This window comes from Brevibacillus gelatini (assembly GCF_050920745.1).
Taxonomy (GTDB): Bacteria; Bacillota; Bacilli; order Brevibacillales; family Brevibacillaceae; genus Brevibacillus; species Brevibacillus gelatini.
Genome location: NZ_CP154342.1, coordinates 902533 through 924226, shown reverse-complemented (window position 1 = coordinate 924226; position 21694 = coordinate 902533). Strand labels below are relative to the sequence as shown.

17 protein-coding genes, 1 CRISPR repeat array and 1 riboswitch are annotated in these 21694 nt (G+C 45.5%); of the genes, 1 reads left to right on the top strand and 16 read right to left on the bottom strand.

Annotation, left to right across the window (positions count from 1 at the left end; genetic code table 11):
* Positions 1-4: 4 nt before the first annotated feature.
* The 10 genes from AAFJ72_RS04825 to AAFJ72_RS04780 all read right to left on the bottom strand — a co-directional run bounded on the left by AAFJ72_RS04825 (position 5) and on the right by AAFJ72_RS04780 (position 9762).
* On the bottom strand, positions 5-2071 hold the full coding sequence (locus tag AAFJ72_RS04825) for a flagellar assembly protein A (protein WP_432776259.1): 2067 nt from the start codon (positions 2069-2071) through the stop codon (positions 5-7).
* A 34-nt stretch (positions 2072-2105) separates the two neighbouring features.
* Positions 2106-2909 carry a PP2C family protein-serine/threonine phosphatase gene (locus tag AAFJ72_RS04820; RefSeq protein WP_432776258.1) on the bottom strand — a complete coding sequence of 268 codons (804 nt, stop codon included), beginning with the start codon at positions 2907-2909 and terminating at the stop codon, positions 2106-2108.
* 4 nt (positions 2910-2913) lie between these two features.
* Positions 2914-3225 carry an STAS domain-containing protein gene (locus AAFJ72_RS04815; protein WP_432776257.1) on the bottom strand — a complete coding sequence of 104 codons (312 nt, stop codon included), beginning with the start codon at positions 3223-3225 and terminating at the stop codon, positions 2914-2916.
* A gap of 43 nt (positions 3226-3268) precedes the next feature.
* The gene (locus AAFJ72_RS04810) at positions 3269-4843 is read right to left on the bottom strand and encodes a sensor histidine kinase (RefSeq protein WP_432776256.1); all 1575 of its coding nucleotides are present in this window, start codon (positions 4841-4843) and stop codon (positions 3269-3271) included.
* Positions 4840-5916, bottom strand: coding sequence for an alpha/beta hydrolase (locus tag AAFJ72_RS04805; protein WP_432776255.1), 1077 nt, complete (start codon positions 5914-5916; stop codon positions 4840-4842). Before AAFJ72_RS04805 ends, AAFJ72_RS04810 begins: the two co-directional genes overlap by 4 nt.
* A complete protein-coding gene (locus tag AAFJ72_RS04800) occupies positions 5897-6865 on the bottom strand; it encodes an ATP-binding protein (protein ID WP_432776254.1) in 969 nt (322 codons plus the stop codon). Before AAFJ72_RS04800 ends, AAFJ72_RS04805 begins: the two co-directional genes overlap by 20 nt.
* A gap of 16 nt (positions 6866-6881) precedes the next feature.
* Entirely contained in the window at positions 6882-7601 is a 720-nt protein-coding gene (locus AAFJ72_RS04795) for an SDR family oxidoreductase (RefSeq protein ID WP_432776253.1), read from the bottom strand.
* Entirely contained in the window at positions 7598-8419 is an 822-nt protein-coding gene (locus AAFJ72_RS04790) for a 6-carboxytetrahydropterin synthase (RefSeq protein ID WP_432776252.1), read from the bottom strand. Before AAFJ72_RS04790 ends, AAFJ72_RS04795 begins: the two co-directional genes overlap by 4 nt.
* 49 nt (positions 8420-8468) lie before the next feature.
* Positions 8469-9053, bottom strand: a complete 585-nt coding sequence (gene folE, locus AAFJ72_RS04785; protein WP_432776251.1) for a GTP cyclohydrolase I FolE — start codon at positions 9051-9053, stop codon at positions 8469-8471.
* Between the two features lie 75 nt (positions 9054-9128).
* Positions 9129-9214, bottom strand: a riboswitch (cyclic di-GMP riboswitch).
* A gap of 329 nt (positions 9215-9543) precedes the next feature.
* Complete coding sequence (locus AAFJ72_RS04780; protein ID WP_432776250.1) at positions 9544-9762, bottom strand: hypothetical protein; 219 nt, start codon at positions 9760-9762, stop codon at positions 9544-9546.
* Positions 9763-10027: 265 nt separating this feature from the next.
* Here AAFJ72_RS04780 and pelA point away from each other — a divergent pair, with 265 nt between their 5' ends.
* Positions 10028-10993 (top strand): pectate lyase, encoded by a 966-nt coding sequence (pelA, locus tag AAFJ72_RS04775; RefSeq protein WP_432776249.1) that lies wholly within the window; start codon positions 10028-10030, stop codon positions 10991-10993.
* Between the two features lie 356 nt (positions 10994-11349).
* On the opposite strand, the gene AAFJ72_RS04770 is transcribed toward pelA, so the two are convergent.
* The 6 genes from AAFJ72_RS04770 to AAFJ72_RS04745 form a co-directional block, all read right to left on the bottom strand.
* Positions 11350-12567, bottom strand: a complete 1218-nt coding sequence (locus AAFJ72_RS04770; protein ID WP_003842338.1) for an IS256 family transposase — start codon at positions 12565-12567, stop codon at positions 11350-11352.
* A 94-nt stretch (positions 12568-12661) separates the two neighbouring features.
* A CRISPR array of direct repeats spans positions 12662-14096; the repeat unit is 36 nt; unit sequence GTGCTAATCACGAAACTTTCCACTAATCCTTCGAAC.
* 344 nt (positions 14097-14440) lie between these two features.
* Entirely contained in the window at positions 14441-14734 is a 294-nt protein-coding gene (gene cas2 / locus AAFJ72_RS04765) for a CRISPR-associated endonuclease Cas2 (RefSeq protein WP_432776248.1), read from the bottom strand.
* 9 nt (positions 14735-14743) lie between these two features.
* Complete coding sequence (gene cas4g/cas1g, locus AAFJ72_RS04760) at positions 14744-16411, bottom strand: CRISPR-associated endonuclease Cas4g/Cas1g (protein ID WP_432776247.1); 1668 nt, start codon at positions 16409-16411, stop codon at positions 14744-14746.
* Between the two features lie 24 nt (positions 16412-16435).
* A complete protein-coding gene (gene cas12b, locus AAFJ72_RS04755) occupies positions 16436-19762 on the bottom strand; it encodes a type V CRISPR-associated protein Cas12b (RefSeq protein ID WP_432776246.1) in 3327 nt (1108 codons plus the stop codon).
* Between the two features lie 284 nt (positions 19763-20046).
* The gene (locus AAFJ72_RS04750) at positions 20047-20319 is read right to left on the bottom strand and encodes a transposase (protein ID WP_432776245.1); all 273 of its coding nucleotides are present in this window, start codon (positions 20317-20319) and stop codon (positions 20047-20049) included.
* A 583-nt stretch (positions 20320-20902) separates the two neighbouring features.
* Positions 20903-21502, bottom strand: coding sequence for a DL-endopeptidase inhibitor IseA family protein (locus AAFJ72_RS04745; RefSeq protein WP_432776244.1), 600 nt, complete (start codon positions 21500-21502; stop codon positions 20903-20905).
* Positions 21503-21694: the final 192 nt, after the last annotated feature.

Here is a 21694-nt window from a genome sequence, read left to right as displayed (position 1 = left end):
CCCTTTAGGCGATAATCAATTCTCCAGATTCATTCAAGCGTGCATACACATTGGATGTTCTCACTGTAAAGGTATGTGTTTTGTTGCCGACTTGAATGACGGTTTCTTCTATTGCCAATCCGATTCGGATCGTTCCGTTTTTGGGAACGGAGATTTTGGTAGCCATTCCTCCTCTCGCCCCTGCTTCTGCTATTTTGACAACCTTGGAAGCGTAGATTTCGCCCCCGCGAACAAAACCATCCACTTCAATACATCCACCTGCATGAAGCTTCGAATTGTAAATGCCCTTTTCAATCGAAATGTCACCGCTCGAATATATTTCACTGTTATGGGCAATGCTTGCTTTGATAAAACAAATGTCATCATCGGTTTCACAGACGGAATGATACAATTCTTCCGCCATTTTTATGACCTGCTGAATATCCTCAACCGTTCTGAATTCGGAAAAGTTGACGTTAACAAAACCTTTTTGCATTCGCTCAGCAAGCTCGAACCACTTTTCGTCTAACGCATCCTTTCCACTCTGAATCTTGTTGATTAACGTCTTCGTTAATGGCAGGAACGATTTATATTTTCCATCGTAGAGGATTTTCAACAGAGGGCCAAGGCCGGTTCGGGTAAAGGATGATACCTTAAAGGCAGAGACGGATGAAAGTTGCTGGATTGCTCCCACCATATTTTTCATTTTGCCAAGATGGTCACTCAAAATGAGGGAAATATCCGCTTTCAAGTGATTGTTTTTCCCTGCAGCGACCTCACTGGAAATGACATTGTTTTGCACGATGATCGCTTTGCCAGCAAAAACTTTTGCCCTGTTGATGTTTTCACGGACCAAAATATTTCCGTGGGCTTCCACAAGCATTCCATCTTGCACAGAACCCAAAATTTCAACATCTCCTACGTAATGAATGTTCCCCGTTTGGATGTCGATGTCTTTGTTCAGGATTAATTTGGGAATAACCGAGATTTTGGCTACATGTCCTTTTACCGAAATTTCAGGATGGCCCGAAGCCGTGGCTACCGCTTTGGTTCCGTCTTCTACCAGTACAACACCTTTTCCCTCTATGATGGAAAGGGGATAAACCTCCGGCGACAATACCAGTTCATTTGTTACAGAGATGCCCGGTATTCCCTGAGTGGGTGGTTGAACTACACCTAAAACCTGTCCTCGCTCCACAGAAGGAAATTGTTGAATCTCCCGATAATCAATCGTACCATCTTCCCGGTGTTTCAATCCCTTTTTCACTTCTACTTCTTGCGTCGGCTGGAAGTACCCGTGTTTTCCAGGTGTAGGAGGAGTTCCTCTGGCGATCACAAATGTACCCTCTGCTTCACTCGTACACGCGCGGGCTATTTCAGAAAAATCAACGCCATGAACAATTTCCAATTCTTTGAGTCTGTCCAAAATTCGGTCTATGTCGATCAAAATGAAATCTTTTGATTCCGTTACTTCCAACTCGACAAATTGACTGGGGAGCTTGTCCTTGAGCCTCCGAAAAATACGGGTGCCAGGGATCACTTTTAAAAACGCAGCCATACCGTCTTCGCTGACCGTAACTTCCCATTTTGGCTCGACAATTTCATCCGCCAGTTCAACATGAAGCACATCTTTCTCAAAAACGATCACTGTTTTTTTTACAAGTTCCCCATTTTTGAAAAGTTTAACCCCTTTTCTCGGTGAAACCATCGGATATTTATCCGGCGCATCTTTACAGAAAATACTTCCTTCGCTTACCCAAACCATCCCCGACAGATCGTGTTCTGCCTCAGGAGCAGCAGAATCAGGCGTGTCTGACAGAGAAGAGAAGTCCTCCGGAAAATCCAGCGACTCTGCCGCTTGTTTGAGCGCTTCAACAGAGGATAACGACTCTGCAACGCCCTCCCTGTTATCCTTATTTCTTACAGTTACCCGAACGACAGCAGGTTTTGCACCAAGCCCTAAAAACCCTCTTTTTTCATGCTCAATGATTTCAATATCTGCTTCATCCTTTTTTGCATTCAACAAGTTTAATGCAATGCTTACGGCCTGTTTTATCGTTTTCCCCTTGGACACAATTTTTCTTTCCATCATCGTTATCCCCCTTTTAGGAGAAATGACAAGGTTTTTAGCGCTGCTGATCCTTTCCTGTTCCGACTTTCAGGATCACCATTGTGATGTCATCCTTCTGTGGTAAGCCTTCCGTAAAATTGGTTAACGTATCGATCATAATCGTTTCCAGTTCAGATGCCGTTTTATGCGCATTTTGCATCAATGTTTCATTGAGACGTTCAATCTGAAACATCTCTCCATGGCAATTTTGCGCCTCCACGATCCCGTCCGTATAGAAGAACAGCGTATCCCCCTCCAGTAATCTGATCTCTTTTTCCTGATATATCTGGTCGGGCAATCCTCCCAGCATGACCCCTTTGAGATCAGGCAGCTCAAACGTCTCTGTGTTTCCGCGAACGAGTACCGGCATGTAATGTCCGGCATTTGCATATACAAGACTGCCGGTATTTGGGTCCCAATCTGCACAAAATACAGTGACAAACGAGCTTAATGTCCGCAAATCCTTAAAGATCGCTTTATTCATTGAAGTAAGGGTTTCTCCCGGGCCCTCTGTCACTTCCGCCGCACTGCGGAATGCCCCGCGAGTTAAGATCATCAGCATGGCAGCCGGTATCCCTTTCCCCATGACATCCCCGATGATGATCCTGACTTTCCCATCGGAAAGCGGGTAGAAATCGAAATAGTCGCCACCAATCATGCTGGCCGGAATCGAAAATCCTGAAACCTGACTGTTGATTAAAATCGGTTTTTCTCCATTTAGCAATTTCCTCTGAATTTTCCTTGCGAGTTGAATTTCCCGTTTCAAGGTAAGATAGGAATCCAGATTTTGCTGATCGTGTTTGATAACTTTGCAAAACATATCTTTATTGCCCTCCTCGGAGAAGGGCCTCCTTGATTATATAAACCCCCACCAGTTCAAATAACTCATCGGTCTCTTTGTTCAATCCTTCAAAAGTGACGACGATCCCGCGATCAGCAGCTGCATGAATGATGGAAAGTATGGAGCCGATTCCGGTAGAATCTATAAAATCCAAGCCAGAAAAATCAATGACAATCTTGGTGATGTTATCAGGAATTTCGACCATAAAATTATCTACAGTGGAATAATCCATCAGACCTATCACTTGCACGTTCAGGATGGATCCGTTAATTTCCTCTTTCATGACCAAGCTCATGAATTTTCCCCCCATTTGCCACATCAAACTGTACCGCTTGCTTTTAGAGTTTAAATCGTTCCATCTTTTTCAAGAGCAAATTCGAGATTTTGGATAGGGCACTAGACTGAGCATGCAGGGATTTTAACAAATCGGCTAATGTAATGGTGATTTCCGTCGTATTATTCGTTCTCTCCCTGGCCCACTCGCGAATCCGTTCTATATTGCCCAGGATTTCTGCGGCCTCGGGATTGTGTTGTTGCTGTTTCAAAAGTTCTTCCATTTGGTCCAGGTAGAAAAAGATTTCATCAATGGAATCTCTTGCGGTAGCGGTTTTTTCCATGGAAAGTGAAAATGCCTTTTCTACCGAATGGTTTGCTTCTGCTTCCAATACAACAGCGACTCTCTGGGCTTGTATCGCTTTTTCGTGAGTATCCGTTATCAGCCTGTGAAGAGCACGCGCCATTTTGTTTACCGATTGAGACAAATCTCCAAGTTCTCCCTTGTCGGTTACGTCACTTCTTGCCGTTAGATCCCCTGTTTCCAGTTGTTTCATCTGTGCAATAATTTTCTGGATGTTTTTGTAAATCTCTGTGAAAAAGCTCGCCGTAAGCACAAATAACGCGACCAAAGAAACGAACCCGGAGACAATGAGGATGACCGAATGCCGAATGAGCGGAGAACCGATTTCATCATAGTCCAGAGCGATATAGACGACTTTGTCATCCTGGATCGGCAGAAACATCTTATAAATTTTTTTGTTTGCGATTTCCTGTATCGAAGTGACTAGCTGTGGTTGTGCCGCCAGTTGAGTCAAGAGGTTGATGTCTTCTTTGCTTTCATACTGAAATGTGCCGTGTACGATTTTTTTCACGGGAGGGTAGATTTGCTGTTCTAAGGATGGATCAGCAAATACCTTCGGTGTCAAAATGCCAATTTCCAAAACGTTGCTGTCTTCATGCCTCACCCTGGCAATCCAATCATCCGGACCAACATCTCGCATAAACTGATAAACTTCTCCGGCCTCAATGAATACATTAATGATGTAAGACTTTCCAGGAGGGTGATAGTAGGAATATTTATAGAAGATCGGCTTGTCGACATGTGTTCCGGACTGCGCGATTGGCAAGACCACAATATCGTTGTCAAAATAGGTGGCCCCCGGAATACTCACTTTTTGTCCATTCAGCATGTTTTCAGCCGCTTCCAAAAATCCTACTTTTTTTAAACTAAAACCAATGTCCTGTGGTTCGGTAGATCGAACACCTACGATGTCCCCTTCCGTTCTTGCAAGTATCGTGATTCCTGCGACTCCCATTTGATCCCTAGTCGCGATCAGTTCTTCGGTTGTCATCATTTGTAAGCTTTTGTTCTGCAATCGATCTGCGATACGTTCTGCATAGGATCGCAACTTCAAATCGATTTGATGTTCGATTGCGCTCGTTGCCAGTAACGTTTCCTCGATGCCTTTGTTAATGCTCTGGGCGATCATCAATGCCTGATTATTCGTCTCCATCGTAATCTGTTGTTGAATGAAATGCAGTTGGACCAAGCCGGTTATGACGGATACGATGATTAAAACGGCAAAAATCCGGCTCAAAAATTGCTGAAGCAATGATTTTTGGGGTTTATACTTCATGGAAAGCTACCCTCCACTCCGTCATGTTCTGCTCCCAACCACTGTATTGCCATTTGGCGAATTTCATCCATTTTGTGATTGCAGCAATGACCTTCGCTCTCATACTCAACCATCCTCTTCTCTGCTGGCAGCGAGTCGAATAATTCATACATGTCTGCCGTTGACACCATCTGATCTTTCTTTCCATGAAAGACAAGAACCGGAGAACGAAACGTTACTTTCCCAAAATCCGGAATTGCCCTTTCTTCAGGTACGAGTGTACATGAACAATCCATTCTGCCAAGAAAATATTCGGGGAGATTCAATTTTTCAAACGCAACAGCAGGACTGACCGCTACCGTTTTTTTTACGATGGGGCTACCGCTACCGTAAAGGGCCCAGGACGCTCCCAGGCTAGTCCCGAATAAAAATATCGGCTTGTCCGGGAAGAGTTCGGAAGTAAAATCAATGACTTGGTCGATGAATGCCTCCCATCGTTTTTTGGTACCTCGCAAACCGTGGAGCACATAGCTCCCTCCCTGCCCCGGCCCGTCAAAACTAACCGTTGTGAAACCGGCATTGAGAAAATCAGATTCGTATTTAAATAACTCTTCCTTCGAGGAATCAATCGGATTTACGATTATCACGATTCCCCGCGAATGATCGGGGATGCGAATTCGCCCCGCACATTGATGGTTGTCGATTTCAATCCATTCATATTGAGTTGGAATCGGGGACAGAAGATCAGCTTTACGAAACATTTCCAGACACTTGTTATACCACTTTTCTTTTTCAGGGGTACGCGATGGGAAAAGCCAGTAAATAAGGTTGAAGTACAACCCCGTCAGGCGATACATCTCTTCCGCCTTGGAGATGTAGCCTCCGCTCAGGAATAAATCTGCCTGCCTTTTTTTCTCCTGGGCCAGGGAATGCCAACCATTCACCCAATGTTCTGCAGAAAGAAGAGCAGGCCGAACCTTGGACAGATCATCGGCATCGATTCCGTGAACAAGCCATCTATCCCAAAATGGAGCAATGAGTTGAGCAGTTCGGATCGTTCTGTTGATTGTCTTGTCAAATAGCAAGGTTTTCATTCCTTTTCCCTCCTTCTACATAATCAAACACCAAAATGACGCATGAACCTTCGGAAGATGTATTCAGGAGAACTTGATCTGCCATTTTCAGCATGAGGGTGAAGCCTTGGCCAAGAGACTTCTTGGTGGAATACCCCTCCATCAGCGTGGCATTCGGAAGGAGTTTCAAATCAAAACCCGGACCTCTGTCTTCAACGATCACATGAACATGCCGCTCATTTTGCACGATGGTCATTTTTCCTTCTTCTGCATGCTTGAGAACATTGGTAATCGCTTCAGATATGACCAAAAGCAAACTTGTCACCTGCATATGGTTAAATTCCGTCTGGAGCAAACAGCCTTTGGCGATTTCCCTTGCCTTCGGAATATCCGAACGCACTTTTACAGAAGCTTCACATAGGACCGTGCCTTCCTTGTATTTTTCCAGTTCATCCTTGCTCACCAGAAGAAACTTTCCTTGGGTTACGGCATAAATGACGTCCCGATAGACTTCCCATATTTTTCTTTCCACCGTTGAATTCACGCAATGATTCAAATCTTCGGGATGGAAGATGGCGGAAATATTTTTTTTGCCCTCCTCATAGACTTTCAAAAAACTTTCGTGGTATTTCGCAGGCAACCGCATTTCCCGAACGCGGAGATACACATCATCGTTATCCATAATCCAACTCACCATATTGTTTGCTAAGCGAAGAAGGTATTTCGCTTCGTCCGCCTGATTCTCTACAAATGTTTCCACGGAAAAAGGCAAATAGATCAAACTGTCTTGAAGGGATTGATCGGCATTGAGCTGCTTGGCGAGATTGCGCGCAACCAACCCGATCACCGCTCTCTTTTGAGCTTCGAAAGGACTGTTGATTGATACGGGTTGAGGGAACTGTATTTGTGGTGCTTGTACTGATTTCCTTTTGTCTTTGCTGCTGAATATCCTGTTTAATATCGCCCACACAAGTTAAATGCCCTCCTCACAAAATGCCCAATGGAGGCATAATAGTGATTTCGTCAATGGCGGCACCATCAGGTTGACACAATAGATAAACAATATGCTTGGCCAATGAATCAACCGGGATCATTTGCGATGTATCAGGCTTTGGTTCTATGGAATCCCACAATGGAGTATGGACTGCTCCCGGCAATACTGCCGTCACCTGAACACCTTGCCCCCGAAGTTCTGCCTGCAGTACCTTCGTTAGACCCAACACCCCGAATTTGGAAGCGGAATATCCGCCGCAACCGGGCAACGCAGTTGTACCGGCAATGGAGACGACATTAATCATCCTCCCCTTGTGGTTTTGCACCATATGCTGGCCAAAGTGTTTACAGGAAAGAAACGTTCCTCTCAGATTTACGGCAATCATCCGGTCGAAATCTTCGGTGTCCATCGTCAGCGATGAATGAAACACGCAAACCCCCGCGCAATTAATGAGCGCATCCACTTTCCCATATCGAAAAACGGCCTGATCTGCAAAACGACGAACAGAACTTTCATCTGTAACATCCAAAGACATCACCAGGGGATTTGTACTCATTTGGGAAGCCATAGCCTTTAATTCGGTTTCGTTTCTTGCCCCGAGAACAAGATTTGCCCCCAGTTGGTCCAATAACATCGCGGTTGCTTTCCCAATTCCTTTGGATGCTCCTGTAATGGCGATTGTCTTTCCGTTGAGCTGCCTAAAATCAATCATGTTTGCTCACCCGTTCCGTCATACTCAAAATAATTTTTTTCCGTTTCCCAAAGACCGATCTTGTGCAGCTGCGGAAGATGCGGATGCAGCATGTTATAAATCACCATCGCAACTACTTCCGATGTCGGGTTCAAATCCTTGAATTCTTCCGTATCCAAATTCAAATGCTTGTGGTCAAATTTATCCAGGACAACTGTTTCCACGATTTCATCCAGTTCAGATAAATGGATAATCATTCCCGTAATCGGGTCGGGTTCTCCTTGAACGGTTACATCAAGGTAATAGTTGTGGCCATGACCATGTGGGTTGTTGAATTTTCCGAATAATGCGACATTTTCTTCCGGAGACAGATCGTTACTATGCAAACGATGTGCTGCACAAAAATGATATTTACGCGTAAGCCTGGTCATGGAACCACCCTCCATTTCTGCAGACAAGTAATGGTTTTCATGCAATCGAATCCGATGCAATTCGCACCCCTCAAACCGATTCTCAAGAGACTGCCAGATATATTGGACCAGGTTTTCCGTAGTGGGAATCCGTTGCTGAAAAAAGGGGTGTTCCCGATCCAAAAATTTACCGTCGAGTTCCTCGCTCACAAATGAATGGGCGATCTGCTTAATCTCCGTTGTATTGACCACAATCCCGGATTTCTCATTCAAGGTGCCTTTGACCATGATTTCGAGCTTGTAATCATGCCCGTGCCCGCTCGGATTATTGCACTTACCGAATACACGGCGATTTTCTTCCTCACTCCACGCGGGTACACGATACACATACGTTGCCGAAAAATCGATTCTTCGCGATAAATAGAGCACGGTTGACCTCCTTGGCTGTCGGGTTCCTTGCACTTGTTTTTGGCTGGGTCTATTGTCTTACGAGGGAGCGGTCAAACTCTTCACATAACGCCGGATTTTCAGCAAATAATCCCTTTTTCACTGTAGTCACCGTTGCTGTACCCGGCTTTTTGATTCCTCTCGCGCACATGCACAGGTGAGTTCCTTCGACAGTCACAATCACTCCTTTTGGGTTCAGCACATTCCATATGGCGTCAGCAATTTGCGTCGTCATTCTCTCCTGTACCTGCGGCCGTTGGGAAACGAGTTCCACCAGTCTGGCAAACTTGCTTAAACCGACGATTCTTCCATCTGGTATATATCCAATATGTGCTTTCCCGTAAAAAGGAATGATATGGTGCTCACAAAATGTATAGTAAGTAATATCCTTTACCGTAATCATGCCGTCATACTGTTCTTCAAACGTTGTGGTCAATGCTGTTTCAGGATTTACCCCTACCCCGGAAAAAACTTCCCGGTACATTTTGGCAACCCGCTTCGGTGTATCCAAAAGTCCCTCACGTTCCGGGTTTTCTCCAATTTCCTTCAAAATATTGCGAATGCTTTCTTCAATGACATCGTTTTGGATTCGGTTGCTCGTTACTAGTGGCTGCATACGATGACCCCCTAAAATGTAAATAAAATCCAGTCCGATATAAGGACTGGATTTTCTACTAATACCCATTCCCAATTCGGCAACCCGGCTGTCATAGCATTTTTTGCTTTAGACCCGTGGCTTTGCGTCCCCATCTTTCAATAGGTTTGCCATTTGTCGTGAAGAAATTGTGATGGCGAGTAGTATGGTGTTAAATTCGAAATATTGGGAAATTTCTTGTTATTTTGAGGTGTAGTCAGGACTTTTCTCCTGGTTCCATAGACCAGGAAGTCATCTGGATGAAAACTAGCTTGAGCTCTTTATTTGTTTTCATGAACCTTGGTTTATCCATTCGGATAGACCTATTTGCCCTTAAAGTAAATAGGTCTAATCACCCAATAAGAGCGGTGTAAATAGAGATTTTAGATTATTTTGTCTCTTTCCATCATTCTACTCCTGTTTTTGACACATTTCAATGCTAAATCACCATTTCTTGACATAATTTTTCCGTTTATCGTAAAAATTCAACAAAAAATTCACATTTCTGAAAAACCAATATCATTCCAACACAAAAAGCACTGACCGGATTGGCCAATGCAGGATAGGTGTTTTGGTTGTTTTGCGTTTTTTGTTTTGCTCGATATAGGTATGCTCTTCCCCGTTTTTTATCTCTTTGTCCTTCAATCATTTCCTCTTTTCCACGAAAAAGCAACAGCAGCGGCAGTGCCAAGTATGGGCCTTTCCACTAAGCTTTCGAGCTTATCCGCTGCTGGACGTGGACTACATCCCATCCAGCGTTCACAAAAAAAGATACATATTTTCCGCGCAACTTTTTATTGACAAATTGATTTTCGTGCAACTATCATACGGATATGCTTTTTTTGGCTATTCGAGAAATTTTTGGTAGATAAATTTGTGAAAGGAGTGGTGTGTCTCCTCACATCCTGTAAAAAGCTTTTCATCAAGAAGTAGATAACATTCAAGGAGGATTCATAATGTCCAAAACAAAGAAAAGAGTTGTATCCGCTGCATTAGTTCTCACACTTGGCATGACTTTTTTGAGTTCCAATCCACTTCCATTCTCTATCGCCTATGCTGCTGATGCTTCGGGTACGACCGCAAGTATCTCGGAAATTTTGAAAAACCAGCAAGCTGACGGCGGTTGGAAAAAAGATTATTCCGAAACCAAAGGAGAATGGGCAAAGTCCACGATTGACAACAAGGCTACTTATACTGAAATCAGACGATTGGCAAGTGAGTTTAAGAAAACCCAAAATACCAAGTATTCCGATGCGGCTATTAAGGGAATCCAGTTCTTGCTGAACATGCAATATGAGAACGGCGGGTGGCCACAGATTTATAAAGCTTCCGGCTATCATCGTCACATCACCTACAACGATGACGCAATGATTAATGTCATGATTCTTTTGGATGAAGTGGCAAACAGAAAAGGTGACTTTTCTTTTGTAGATAAAGCTTTAGCGGATAAAAGCCGTAAAGCGGTAGAAAAAGGTGTCGAGTGCCTTTTAAATACCCAAGTGAAAGTGAACGGCAAATTGACTGCATGGGGCCAACAGCATGACTCTAGCTCACTGAAGCCTGCAGGTGCTCGCGCGTTTGAAGTACCTTCCCTCAGCTCCAAAGAAAGTGTCACCATTGTTAAATTTTTGAAAACGAGAAATTCCACTTCTGAAATCTCCACCGCTATTAAAGCTGCGGAAGACTGGTTCAAAACGGTTAAACTCACCGGAATCCGAGTTGACAAATCTGGTGGTGACGTGAAAGTGGTTAAAGACCCAAGCGCATCTCCGATCTGGGCCCGTTTCTACGAAATCGGAACCAACAAACCTATTTTTGTTGGCCGCGATGGCGTAGTGAAATACAATCTGAGCGAAATTGAAAAAGAAAGAAGAACCGGTTACGCCTGGTACGGAAACTGGCCTGCCAGTCTGGTTAAATAATTTCGTTGGAGCAGACGCGTGCCATTGTTCAGTTGTGCAAGTAGTCGAGTTTGAGACACGGTAATGAGGATTCCGTGTCAGATTGTAAACAAACTTCCTCGCTGAGCTAGCAGTAAGGGAGTTTGTTTACTAAGTTGATCTAAGTTGATGTATGAATCGGGGAGGTTTTTGTTGGGAATGTAAATTTTTTTGTGTAAATGGGTTTTTAACAGGTGAATGGCTACTTCAACGGCTTTACATGGAGGGGCGGGCATGATAGGCTCGTTAGCCATGCGATGCAGTGATTTACAGGCATCGCCCAATCGCAAAGAATCATGCCCGCAGAGGCTCCATGTCAAGCCGCCCCAACAGCCCCTTTATGCAGATAGTTCCCCTTGCAAGCGGTCTCCGAAATGGATGGCCAGTTGCGATATACATTCTTTCCAGCTTCGAAGGGGCATGGTCCATTTCTTTGAAGCCTCCATGGTTGCCAGATAGATGATTTTCCGTAAGGCATCGTCGGTTGGATACGCCGTTTTTGTTTTGGTGACCTTACGAAGTTGCCGATGATACCCCTCAATAATATTCGTTGTATAAATCATCTTACGGATTTCTGGGGGATAGCTGAAATAGGCGGTCAATTCAAGCCAGTTGCTTTCCCAGGAGCGAATAATGATGGGATACTTCTTCCCCCACTTGTCTTTGAACATAGCAAATGCTGATTCGGCCTCTTCCAGCGTAAGAGCTTGATAGACTTTTTTTAAATCTGCCAAAACGGCCTTTTCTTCCTTGAACGGTACATATTTCATCGAGTTGCGAATCTGGTGAATGACGCACAATTGAATCTGGGTTCTTGGGAACGCTGCGTTGATTGCTTCGGAGAAGCCCGCCAGTCCATCCTTGCAGGCAATCAAGATATCTTCTACACCACGACTTTTCAGATCTGTGCACACATTGAGCCAGAAGCTCGCACTTTCGTGCTCGCCGATCCAGATGCCCAAAATGTCCTTATGACCAGACATCGAAATGCCGAGAACGCTGTAAGCTGCTTTGTTGACGATTCGATTTTCTTGACGGACTTTAAAATGGATGGCATCCAGAAACACGATGGGGTAAACCCGATCCAGCGGTCTGCATTGCCATTCTGCCACCATTGGCATAATCTTGTCGGTCACCTTGCTAACCATCGCAGGAGATACATCGATTCCGTACAGATCCTTCATGTGTTCCTCAATGTCTCGTGTAGACATTCCTTTAGCATAGAGTGCGATAATTTGCTCCTCCAAGCCATTTGTGGTAGTTTCATGCTTCTTCACAATGTGAGGTTCAAATTCGCCGTTACGGTCACGAGGCACACGAATTTCTGTGTTCCCGAACTTTGTCTTTAGCGTCTTTTTACTATACCCATTCCGACTATTTCCTGAATGATCCCCATCGGTACTATGTTTGGTATAGCCCAAATGGGCATCCATTTCAGCTTCAAACAACTGCTGGATGGTGTCACGGAACAAATCTTTCAGCATGGTGTGCACGTCTTCGATGGTACGGCAATCCTTCGCTAACTCCTTGATCGTCATGTCTCTTTTGTCTTGCATAAATGATCATCTCCTTAATGGGAAGTTTAACCATTTACACAAAACTTTTTACGCTCTCTTTTTGTTGGTGCTTGGGACAAGTAGATTAACTACTGTGCCTATCAGGAAGCTTTCCACTAATCCTTCGAACGTACGCATCAAGTGTTACGATCAGATCAGGTATCTCATGTGCTAATCACGAAACTTTCCACTAATCCTTCGAACCGCTCTTCGCCTCTATCAACAATCACGTTGCCTTACTCTGGTGCTAATCACGAAACTTTCCACTAATCCTTCGAACTTGTGCGTGTTTTTGACGATGCGCTACGAGATAAAAGTGCTAATCACGAAACTTTCCACTAATCCTTCGAACTCTCGGACTTTCTGCAAGAACCTCTTGGTGAGATTTTTTAGTGCTAATCACGAAACTTTCCACTAATCCTTCGAACATAAGACCACTGGTGATGTGCGAGATTGGTCGCCTGGTGCTAATCACGAAACTTTCCACTAATCCTTCGAACCAACCGCGCCAATAAATCTCGACTTCGTTTCCGTCAAGTGCTAATCACGAAACTTTCCACTAATCCTTCGAACTCCAAGGATGTGCGGTTCGATGAATTGCATGATATTCCGTGCTAATCACGAAACTTTCCACTAATCCTTCGAACGTCTCTGGAGGCATCAAGGAGCTTTAGAGTTGTGTGGTGCTAATCACGAAACTTTCCACTAATCCTTCGAACGGAGCAACTCGTTCCCCTCTATCTAGAGCAAATGAAAGTGTGCTAATCACGAAACTTTCCACTAATCCTTCGAACCGCGCGAAGCACAGAATTTTCGATGGTCGAAACCTCTTCGTGCTAATCACGAAACTTTCCACTAATCCTTCGAACACAATTAACTTGCTTGAGGCGGCGTTGAAGCGTTGGAAGGTGCTAATCACGAAACTTTCCACTAATCCTTCGAACGTGTCACTTCCTTGAAGCAACCATACGTCCCCCTCATGTGCTAATCACGAAACTTTCCACTAATCCTTCGAACAACGCATCAAAGCATGGGAAGAGAAGATGCTCAAGGGTGCTAATCACGAAACTTTCCACTAATCCTTCGAACATCAAACAGAATATGATTCCATCTTCGTTAATTTCATGTGCTAATCACGAAACTTTCCACTAATCCTTCGAACATGCTTTTCATTTTCTTTTTTTATTAACTTGTCGTAAGTGCTAATCACGAAACTTTCCACTAATCCTTCGAACGTTTGACATTGCACACATTATTTACTTTGTGGCATAAGTGCTAATCACGAAACTTTCCACTAATCCTTCGAACATAGGAAACCGTTCTTTCTTGAATGATTTTTATTTTTGTGCTAATCACGAAACTTTCCACTAATCCTTCGAACGAGAAGCTAAGATGTTTGCATATGCAATTTTTTCGTGCTAATCACGAAACTTTCCACTAATCCTTCGAACATAGAAGAAAACGGCACAAAAGCATAGTTTCATGGGAGGCGGGTGCTAATCACGAAACTTTCCACTAATCCTTCGAACTCCTTGCCTTTCAATCCCTACAACCACAAGCCCTGAAGAACCCTTTTTCGAGCGTGTCAAATTTCATGCGCCATTCCTCTTTTCCACAGAATGTATTTTCGATGACAAAGCTCAGAACCCCCTACTCCCACAAAGAGTTCGAGCATCCCCCAGCTTTTTTGGTCTGAGAGGATGCTCGCGTAATGAAGTTCGAAGGTTTAGTGGAAAGTCGTGATTATCTGTGGGTGTAGACTTGTGTGTCTACAAGGCACACGCACAGACTAGCGTCGATAGCCTCTAACTAACGACTCACACCTTTATTTTACTCCTTTTCCACTTTTGTTACAACAGTATTTCCTCGTTCCCTAATAGATAAATTTGGTCAAATCACGAGGCAGAAACTCCCTTCCGACCGTAGAAATCCGTTTGTCCAGCTGCTCTCTCGTCACAGGACCAATTTTTACAAACATGACCTGGTCTTCCCCATGGTGAATCAGCTCAGCCAGACTTACCTTTAGCTTGGCTTGTTGAATCTCGGTGAGTTGGCACAGAAATACCGAATACTGGACATGCTCGCCTTGTCCCTTCATCAGCTTGAATACTTTTCTCCAGCGTTTTTGATCCGCAATATCATAGCTTACCAGCACAAATTGTCGCATCGTCATTTCCTACCTTGTCATGAGCGGCATATATTCCGCCAGCTCTCCGTCCAAATACCGGGCCAAAAACCTTGCTTCCATCTCCAACAAACGGCGGTAGCTCAGCTTATACCCAAAATGCGGATGCGTCAACGTCTCGTTCATCCGTCTTTCGTAAGCAGCGAAATACGTTTGCCTTCCCGCCTTTTTCAAATAACAACTGTCTTTTCCCCAGTAAAAGTCCTTGAGCGTGAGTTCCTCGGTATTCAAGGTACGGATCGCTACGCTGTCGGCAATCAAGGCGCGGAACGGCTCCATCAGATCAAGCGCCAAAGCTGGCCTGCCCGGCTCCATCGTATGGAAAAAGCCGAACAGTGGATCGAGTCCGACATTGGCACAAGCGGAGTAAACATCCCGGGATAGAAGCGTATAGCCGAGGGAGAGCAGCGCATTGACCGGATCTTTGGGCGGACGACGGTTGCGACCGTTCATGATCGCAGTGCCGTCTACCACCGGGTGCTTCAACATGGTCGGGAAAAACTGCATGTACAACTGTGCTGCACGTCCCTCGATCCCTCGCACGATTTCTATGGATGGCGCCTCTAGCGCTCGATCTCTCAGCTCCTTTAGCTCCTTTAAAGTCGCTTTATCTGGTGCGCCATTGCGCCGCAGCATCGTGCGCTGGTTGGAGATTTTTGCATATACTACCCTTCGCGCGATTTCAAGGGCGATCTCCGGGTGCTGAAATTTGACAAACTGCCTGGCTCTTGTCCGAATGTTTTTGGATAAAGGGGGCGTGGTTATTCCCGTCAATGTGCCGTGCGTCGTCAAGTAGCTGACGTGGACACCGCAGTTCATCAAGGTGTGCAGAAGCTGCGTGGAGCATTGCACATGCCCCATCAAGCTCACGTGAATCAAGTCTTTGATCGGGATTTCGTCTATCTTTTCTCCCCGGCAAGTGATGGTCAAGCTTTCTCCGCTTCTGCCAAGCTTTGCCCCCTGCTCGGTAACATACAGCACCCCGCCATCTGGACGACCAGGCACAATTTTTCGGATGTTAGCACTAATGCCCAACATGTAATTCGTCTCGTCAGGCATGCACACGTAATTTAACGAGCAGCGAAAGCACTTGTTCGAATCACGCAACGGCGGGGGCATTTCTGCTGTCCGAAGCTGATGAGCTTTTTGAATGCAGGCGCGAGTAGCCGCTATGAGTTCCTGTGAAAAAGGAATCCGCACCTTCTTTTTGTTGCCGCGGTAATAGAGGTAGCCATAACTGGATTCATATCCATTGGCTTGAAGCAGCAAGCCTTGCGCACACAATTGGATCTGGTCGTTGGGCCAGGCAGAACCGTCCAGCGTATATACGCCCACCGTAAAACTCTGTCCACCTTCTGGCGACGCCGAATGCTTTCCTTCCACCGGAATCCACTCCTTGTTTTCTTCCAGACAGACCGCATCCAGCTTTCCTGTAATGCCAAGGACAGGGTCTCCGAGCTGCAGGCTAAAGGGGGCGTCTCCCCACATCTCTTCCGGTGCTGCCTTGCTTTTGCGCAAATGTGTCTCTGCACGCCTGTGCTGTGCTGCTCCTTCGACCGTGTCTGCACTTTCCTCAAACAGCCCTTGCACGTGCATGATATGGTACAGTCGCTCACAATACTGAATCTCATTCAGCATGCGGACAGGTATCCAGGACAAGCCACTCACTCTCCTTGCATACCTTTACCGAACCTTCGTCAAAAGCCGATCCCGCAATTTTCCGTACAGCTTCCTTTTCACCTCGCCCCAAAAGTCTTTCGGGGTGTTCCAGACAAAATCGGGAAAAAAGACACCGCTCGGATCGCGGAACAGTGTGCGGTATGTTCCTTTCGCCTCTTCCGCTTCCTCGATCATCTCCTGCAAGTCTTCCAGTTGTTCGGGCGACTCAGACTCTTCTGTAAAGGTTGTTTTACCTTTCAGCTTGGCCTGGCTGTCCCACACATATACCTCTTTCCAGGCGGTATCCGATTTTTTCACAAAAAGCCCTTTGCCCAGCTTTTCCTGCACCGTTTTTGCCTGGGGAACGAGATATTCTGCCTCGTCGCGGACGATGACGCGGCAGCTAACCTTGAACAGTTCGCTGTTCCGCTGCCAAAAACGTTTTTGCAGATTTTGCGCCGCATTAATATCTGCCTGGAGAAAGACGATCTCTTTGCCCCCGCTTCCGTCTGTCATGGTCATGAACAGTTCTCCGCTGTCATCCGGGACAATGTCACCTGCCTCTAGCTGTTCCACCTGCGCTTCCGTCAAAAATTGTTCGTTGACTAATTTCTTCTTCAAGTGGTCAAGGCGCCAGCCCTTTACGTCATGTTCTCTCAGCTTTTTGCAGCGAATGCCCGGCGTTCCTGTCTTGGCGTAAAAACGAGAGGAATATTCCGCCCGGACATCGCCAATCTGAATCCCGTACGGCTCCGCCTGCATGTGGACGTATTTCGGAATGCTGCGGTGCGCCCACTTCATCAAGGTGGAGTTTTCTTTGGCCGAACGATCCAGGTTGGAGCGGTACTGGCTTAGGTTTTCAAACAAAATGACCTGACAAGCCGGGTATTTGGCACACCACTTTTGTTTTTTCTCGTCGTAAATATACCCCAAAGCCGTCATGACGATGGCGTGACTTACCTGCTTCAGTCGATCCTCCTTTACGTTTTGGATATGGGTCAACAAGCGCTTGTGGCTGGTATGCTCTGGCTCAAAGCGATTAATCTCCTGCGGATTCCTCGTCCTGCGGCTCCAGGAAATCAACAGCTTGCGCAAGCCGTCCAACTCTTCTATGCTCCACATGCTCAGACCCGCGATGCCTTTTCGCTCGTCGGCATTAAAACGCTTGCGCCATGCCTGGACAACTTTCCCGACGTACAATTCAGCTTTTCGGTGTATTTGTACCACCGCTTCTTTCCAGTCTGCATCGTTCAAAGGCAAAGCAGTTGTCAAGTCGCTGACAATTCCTTCCCAGAATGTCCGATCTGCTTGATCGAGTGGCGATTTTTCCTTGCTAACCGCTTCGTCCAGCCTGTTGAGTTCATCCCAGCGATCCCCATACTGCTTATTAGCCAAACGGATGATTTGAGCGAGTCTTCTGATTTGAAACCTCACCCGCTTATGCTGGTCTCCCCGCTCGTCCCGTTTTTCCCACACCCGTTGTTCTACCTGTTCACCAGGCAGCCTGAGCATGTAGCTTCGCTGATGGACAGCGACCAAAGGTGTGCCTTCAATCCAATAAGCTAATTTAGTCGCATTCTTGTCACTGCTCTCTTCGACAGAAAAAATTGATGTCGCCGCAGCAGCGCGCAGCCCAAGGTCTATACTCATGACACGAAAACCGGATGCCAGCGACTCCACTCCGGATGAGTGTTGCGGCGATGCTTTGATCCACTCAACAAGTTCCTCTGACTTAAAGGTTCTGACCTTGGGAAACGCATTGGGCAGACGAATGAGTTGCAGCACTTGTCCATACGGCGCTTGTACACGGCCATTTTTCACTTCTTGCAAAGGCTTGAAATCAATAACAACGTTAAGGTAGGCCTTGCCAATCTCCCCTTCCTCGAATTTTCTTTCCTTATTCTCCAATACGCTGCGCTCCAGTTGCAGCTTTGCTCCTCCCAAGTGTCCGCTAAAGGTCGTGCCCGAACCTTTATCCTTAAACTCGATTTCCTGCTTTCCTTTGTCGTTTTTCAGGAACGTCACCTGCTGGTAAAATTGCCTGGATAAAGCAAGCTCGGCCTGGACATCTTTCTTTTCCAGCCATCCCGATTCGCTTGGCCAGATCAACTGACTAAACGTCACAAAACGTCTGCTTCGCGGTTTGTCCGATTCAGCCGTCAGGTAATAGTCTTGCAAATTTCCTCCCCGTGCATCGTAGCGCACCCACAATGGATGCTTATTGGCATCGGGCAATGTCCGCCTGGCGCTTTGCTTGGCTTTCTCCAGCTTTTTTGTCAATTCGTTGCGTGCGACAAAATAATGGATGCGCTGCGGATTCCCTTTCCAGATCAGGTGATTCTTCCCTTCTGTAAGATACTGGAAGAAATGAGCATCCCCAAATCTTCCTCTCAGCCGCTGCTGCACACGCTTGATCGCTTCCATGTATTGCTCTTGGCTGGCACTAGGAAGAAAGGCGGACCATACCTCGTACAGCTCGTTCCAGCCTTTCATTTGCCGCTTGGTAATCCGAAACTTGTCATTGGTAGCGGTCATGTTTTCCCTGAGCTCCTGCTCTCTTTTTTCTTCGTACTGTTCGAGCAGGCGAATCCATTCCTCGCCACCTTCGAGCTGCTCGTTGAGTTGAGCCATCTTGCCTTCCAACTTGGCATACTCTTCCTGGACGCGTCTGTTCCAGCTCTCCCAACTGAGCATTCCTTCAATCGCTTGCTGAAACATGTCTCTGTCCCATGTTCGCACAAACTGACCGGACTTAAGTGGCAGCCATGCGATCTCTGCTACGGTGTTTGTGTACAGAGGAAAAAGCGGTCGAATGCCGTATTCCTCCAGCGTCGTAATCACAGAAGCTGTCGGGTCTTCTTCGCGCCTTTTTTTCCATTTTTCGTAATCTTGTACCCAGGTCGGGTCGTTCGCTTCTTTCTTCTTTTGCCAAGCGGGCTTTGCTCCTGCCTTGGACGTGCCCTTGCCGCCTTCGCTATTCGGATCGACTAGCGGACTGAGGAATTTTCGGCTAATGATTTGGGAGTCGCCACTTTGTCCAATCGAAGAAGGAACAAGCAGCTCATATAATTTTCGCAAAGCTTTGAGTGCTTTTTCCAATGGAAGCGCTTGCGTTTTTTCGTCCGCGTGATTTCGTTGTTGCTGTGCGCGTATATGACGAATCAATTCTTCGTGTATTTCTTGTTTTGTCTTTTTATCCGTGCTTTCCTGGCGAAAGAGCAGCAGCATATTCATATAATAGGCGACGCCTTCATTTAACAGCCGATGCGTCCGCCAGATTCCTTTTCGGAGGTTTTGTGCTTCCGGGCCTGTGTTGGTTTTCAGCTTGAGTTTTATGCTACGGATTGCCATGACGGGTGCCTCCTGCTTATGATTTGTAAAAAGTTGTATATTTCTAGTGTTTATTGTAAGTGATTTTCCTTTTTGATAGCAATGAAGGTCGTACAATTTCGTTTCTTTTGGTTGTTTGAGGTTTGAGCGTATAGCGATAACTCCAACAAGCAGAACTACCTTCACTTTTAGCATAAAGAGCACCTATCGAGTTATCATTGAATACTCCCAAATCAGCTAGTATACTTAATGTAATATAGACTAGGCTGTTTTGGTTGAACATTTAGACAATTCGCTTTGCAGTTTTATTTTCCCATCTTCAGCAGTAGCTTTATTAAGTTTTTCTTTTCCTGCCTCTCTCTCTGATAGGCTCTTTTCAGTTGACGGATTCTTTCTTCTGGCTTTTTACTTGATTGCAGCAAGTCCCTAATTCCACTCTGCCGAATCCATTTCTGTATATCTTCTTCTGTCACTCCGTACTTTTTAGCAACTTCGAAAATAGACATTCCGTCAAGACATTGCTTTAAAACTTCCCACTTGAATTCATAAGTAAAACGTCTGTAACGATATTTCTTCATGTCAGAACCTCCTTTTTTTGGATATTATACAACATAGTAGCTGACGGAATCAATTATTTATTTAAAAGGACTTTATGTTTTTCAAATCGAGTTACATCCAGTATAATTATTTATGAACTATAGGTTCAACGACTTTACAGTGCGTGTGTCTTAGGTGACGAGAGTCGTCTCCTCCCACTGGAAGCTTATTCACAAGCTTTGGCACTTTATTTAACAAGGACAAAAAGCCCTCAAGTACCGACTCTTCAGAAGTCATCTTGTACTCAGACAAGCTTGTAACGAGACTCTACAACTGAGTCGTTAGATCCGCTGCAATTTGACAATCTCCAAGCCCCTCAGATGATGCCTTCTTTAAAACTATAACTAACCCCCACACATATCATTTTTGAAGTAATCTCATCTTCATGACCACTCTGGCATAGTCCTCACACGGCTGTGCGCCTTCAGTTTCATCAGGCCGCCGCTGCCCAAAGTAGATGATCTAAATGTATCTACGGTTACTCTATCGCTCGTGCACCTCCCTTCCCATGCTGCTCCCCCTAAAACAAAAAATACCCCACCTTAGTGGAGTATTGAAATTCCCTTATCGGATATCATTCGGAGAGTTGACAATTCTCCAACCAAGTTCAGGAACGAGTTTTACAGTCACGTACACTTCCTGCTTCTCTCCAGTTTCCCCAAGAGGTACAGTCAGCAGATATGTTTTTGCACTTGGACGTTCACTGGAGAGTACCGCCGTTGCCTTTTCCCAATCAAGCAGACTTCCAAAGTCTCCTTCGACAAGCGTTACCTTGTCTTGATACAATTCAAATCCCGCTTGGTCAAAGTAGAAGTGGCTCGCTTCTTTCGTATAGACCTGTTCAAACGCAGCAATGACTTTTTCCTTGGTGGAAAATTCATCGTTCAGGTATACGTACGGAATATCCTTAAATTCAAAGGCCTTCTGCGTAGTTTTAGCCATTTGTACCTTCCAGAAAATATCTCGGGCCTGGGTAACAAGATTCACGATTTGTTTTTCATCCATTTGTGGTACTGATGCGCTGACCTGTGCAGTCGCAGGTGTAGTTGCAGTTGTAGTTGTAGTTGCATTTGCAGGGGAGAGCGTGGCACAGGCGGTAAGTGGCGCCAGTGCAAAAATAGTAGTAGCAATAAGGGCAGACTTGATTATAACGCTTTTCTTCATGACAATGACCTCTCTTTAGCTGTTGGAATTTTTCTATGTATTTAGACGCAGGAGAATTGAATAAGCTTCATAAAATAAAATAAAGCTTTGACAGTTATCGACTTCCAAAACTGAACACAATTCAGGGGCTCTCGATCTGACGGTTTCATATATTTCCTAACATCACAAAAAAGCCAACCCCATCCGTCACCA

Excerpts from the sequence above, each read along its gene's own strand:
- AAFJ72_RS04745 (WP_432776244.1), bottom strand. The coding sequence starts at position 21,502 with ATGAAGAAAAGCGTTATAATCAAGTCTGCCCTTATTGCTACTACTATT.
- AAFJ72_RS04810 (WP_432776256.1), bottom strand. The coding sequence starts at position 4,843 with ATGAAGTATAAACCCCAAAAATCATTGCTTCAGCAATTTTTGAGCCGG.
- AAFJ72_RS04820 (WP_432776258.1), bottom strand. The coding sequence starts at position 2,909 with ATGTTTTGCAAAGTTATCAAACACGATCAGCAAAATCTGGATTCCTAT.
- pelA (WP_432776249.1), top strand. The coding sequence starts at position 10,028 with ATGTCCAAAACAAAGAAAAGAGTTGTATCCGCTGCATTAGTTCTCACA.
- AAFJ72_RS04815 (WP_432776257.1), bottom strand. The coding sequence starts at position 3,225 with ATGAGCTTGGTCATGAAAGAGGAAATTAACGGATCCATCCTGAACGTG.
- AAFJ72_RS04825 (WP_432776259.1), bottom strand. The coding sequence starts at position 2,071 with ATGATGGAAAGAAAAATTGTGTCCAAGGGGAAAACGATAAAACAGGCC.
- AAFJ72_RS04795 (WP_432776253.1), bottom strand. The coding sequence starts at position 7,601 with ATGATTGATTTTAGGCAGCTCAACGGAAAGACAATCGCCATTACAGGA.
- folE (WP_432776251.1), bottom strand. The coding sequence starts at position 9,053 with ATGCAGCCACTAGTAACGAGCAACCGAATCCAAAACGATGTCATTGAA.
- cas2 (WP_432776248.1), bottom strand. The coding sequence starts at position 14,734 with ATGCGACAATTTGTGCTGGTAAGCTATGATATTGCGGATCAAAAACGC.
- AAFJ72_RS04750 (WP_432776245.1), bottom strand. The coding sequence starts at position 20,319 with ATGAAGAAATATCGTTACAGACGTTTTACTTATGAATTCAAGTGGGAA.
- cas12b (WP_432776246.1), bottom strand. The coding sequence starts at position 19,762 with ATGGCAATCCGTAGCATAAAACTCAAGCTGAAAACCAACACAGGCCCG.
- AAFJ72_RS04805 (WP_432776255.1), bottom strand. The coding sequence starts at position 5,916 with ATGAAAACCTTGCTATTTGACAAGACAATCAACAGAACGATCCGAACT.
- AAFJ72_RS04770 (WP_003842338.1), bottom strand. The coding sequence starts at position 12,567 with ATGCAAGACAAAAGAGACATGACGATCAAGGAGTTAGCGAAGGATTGC.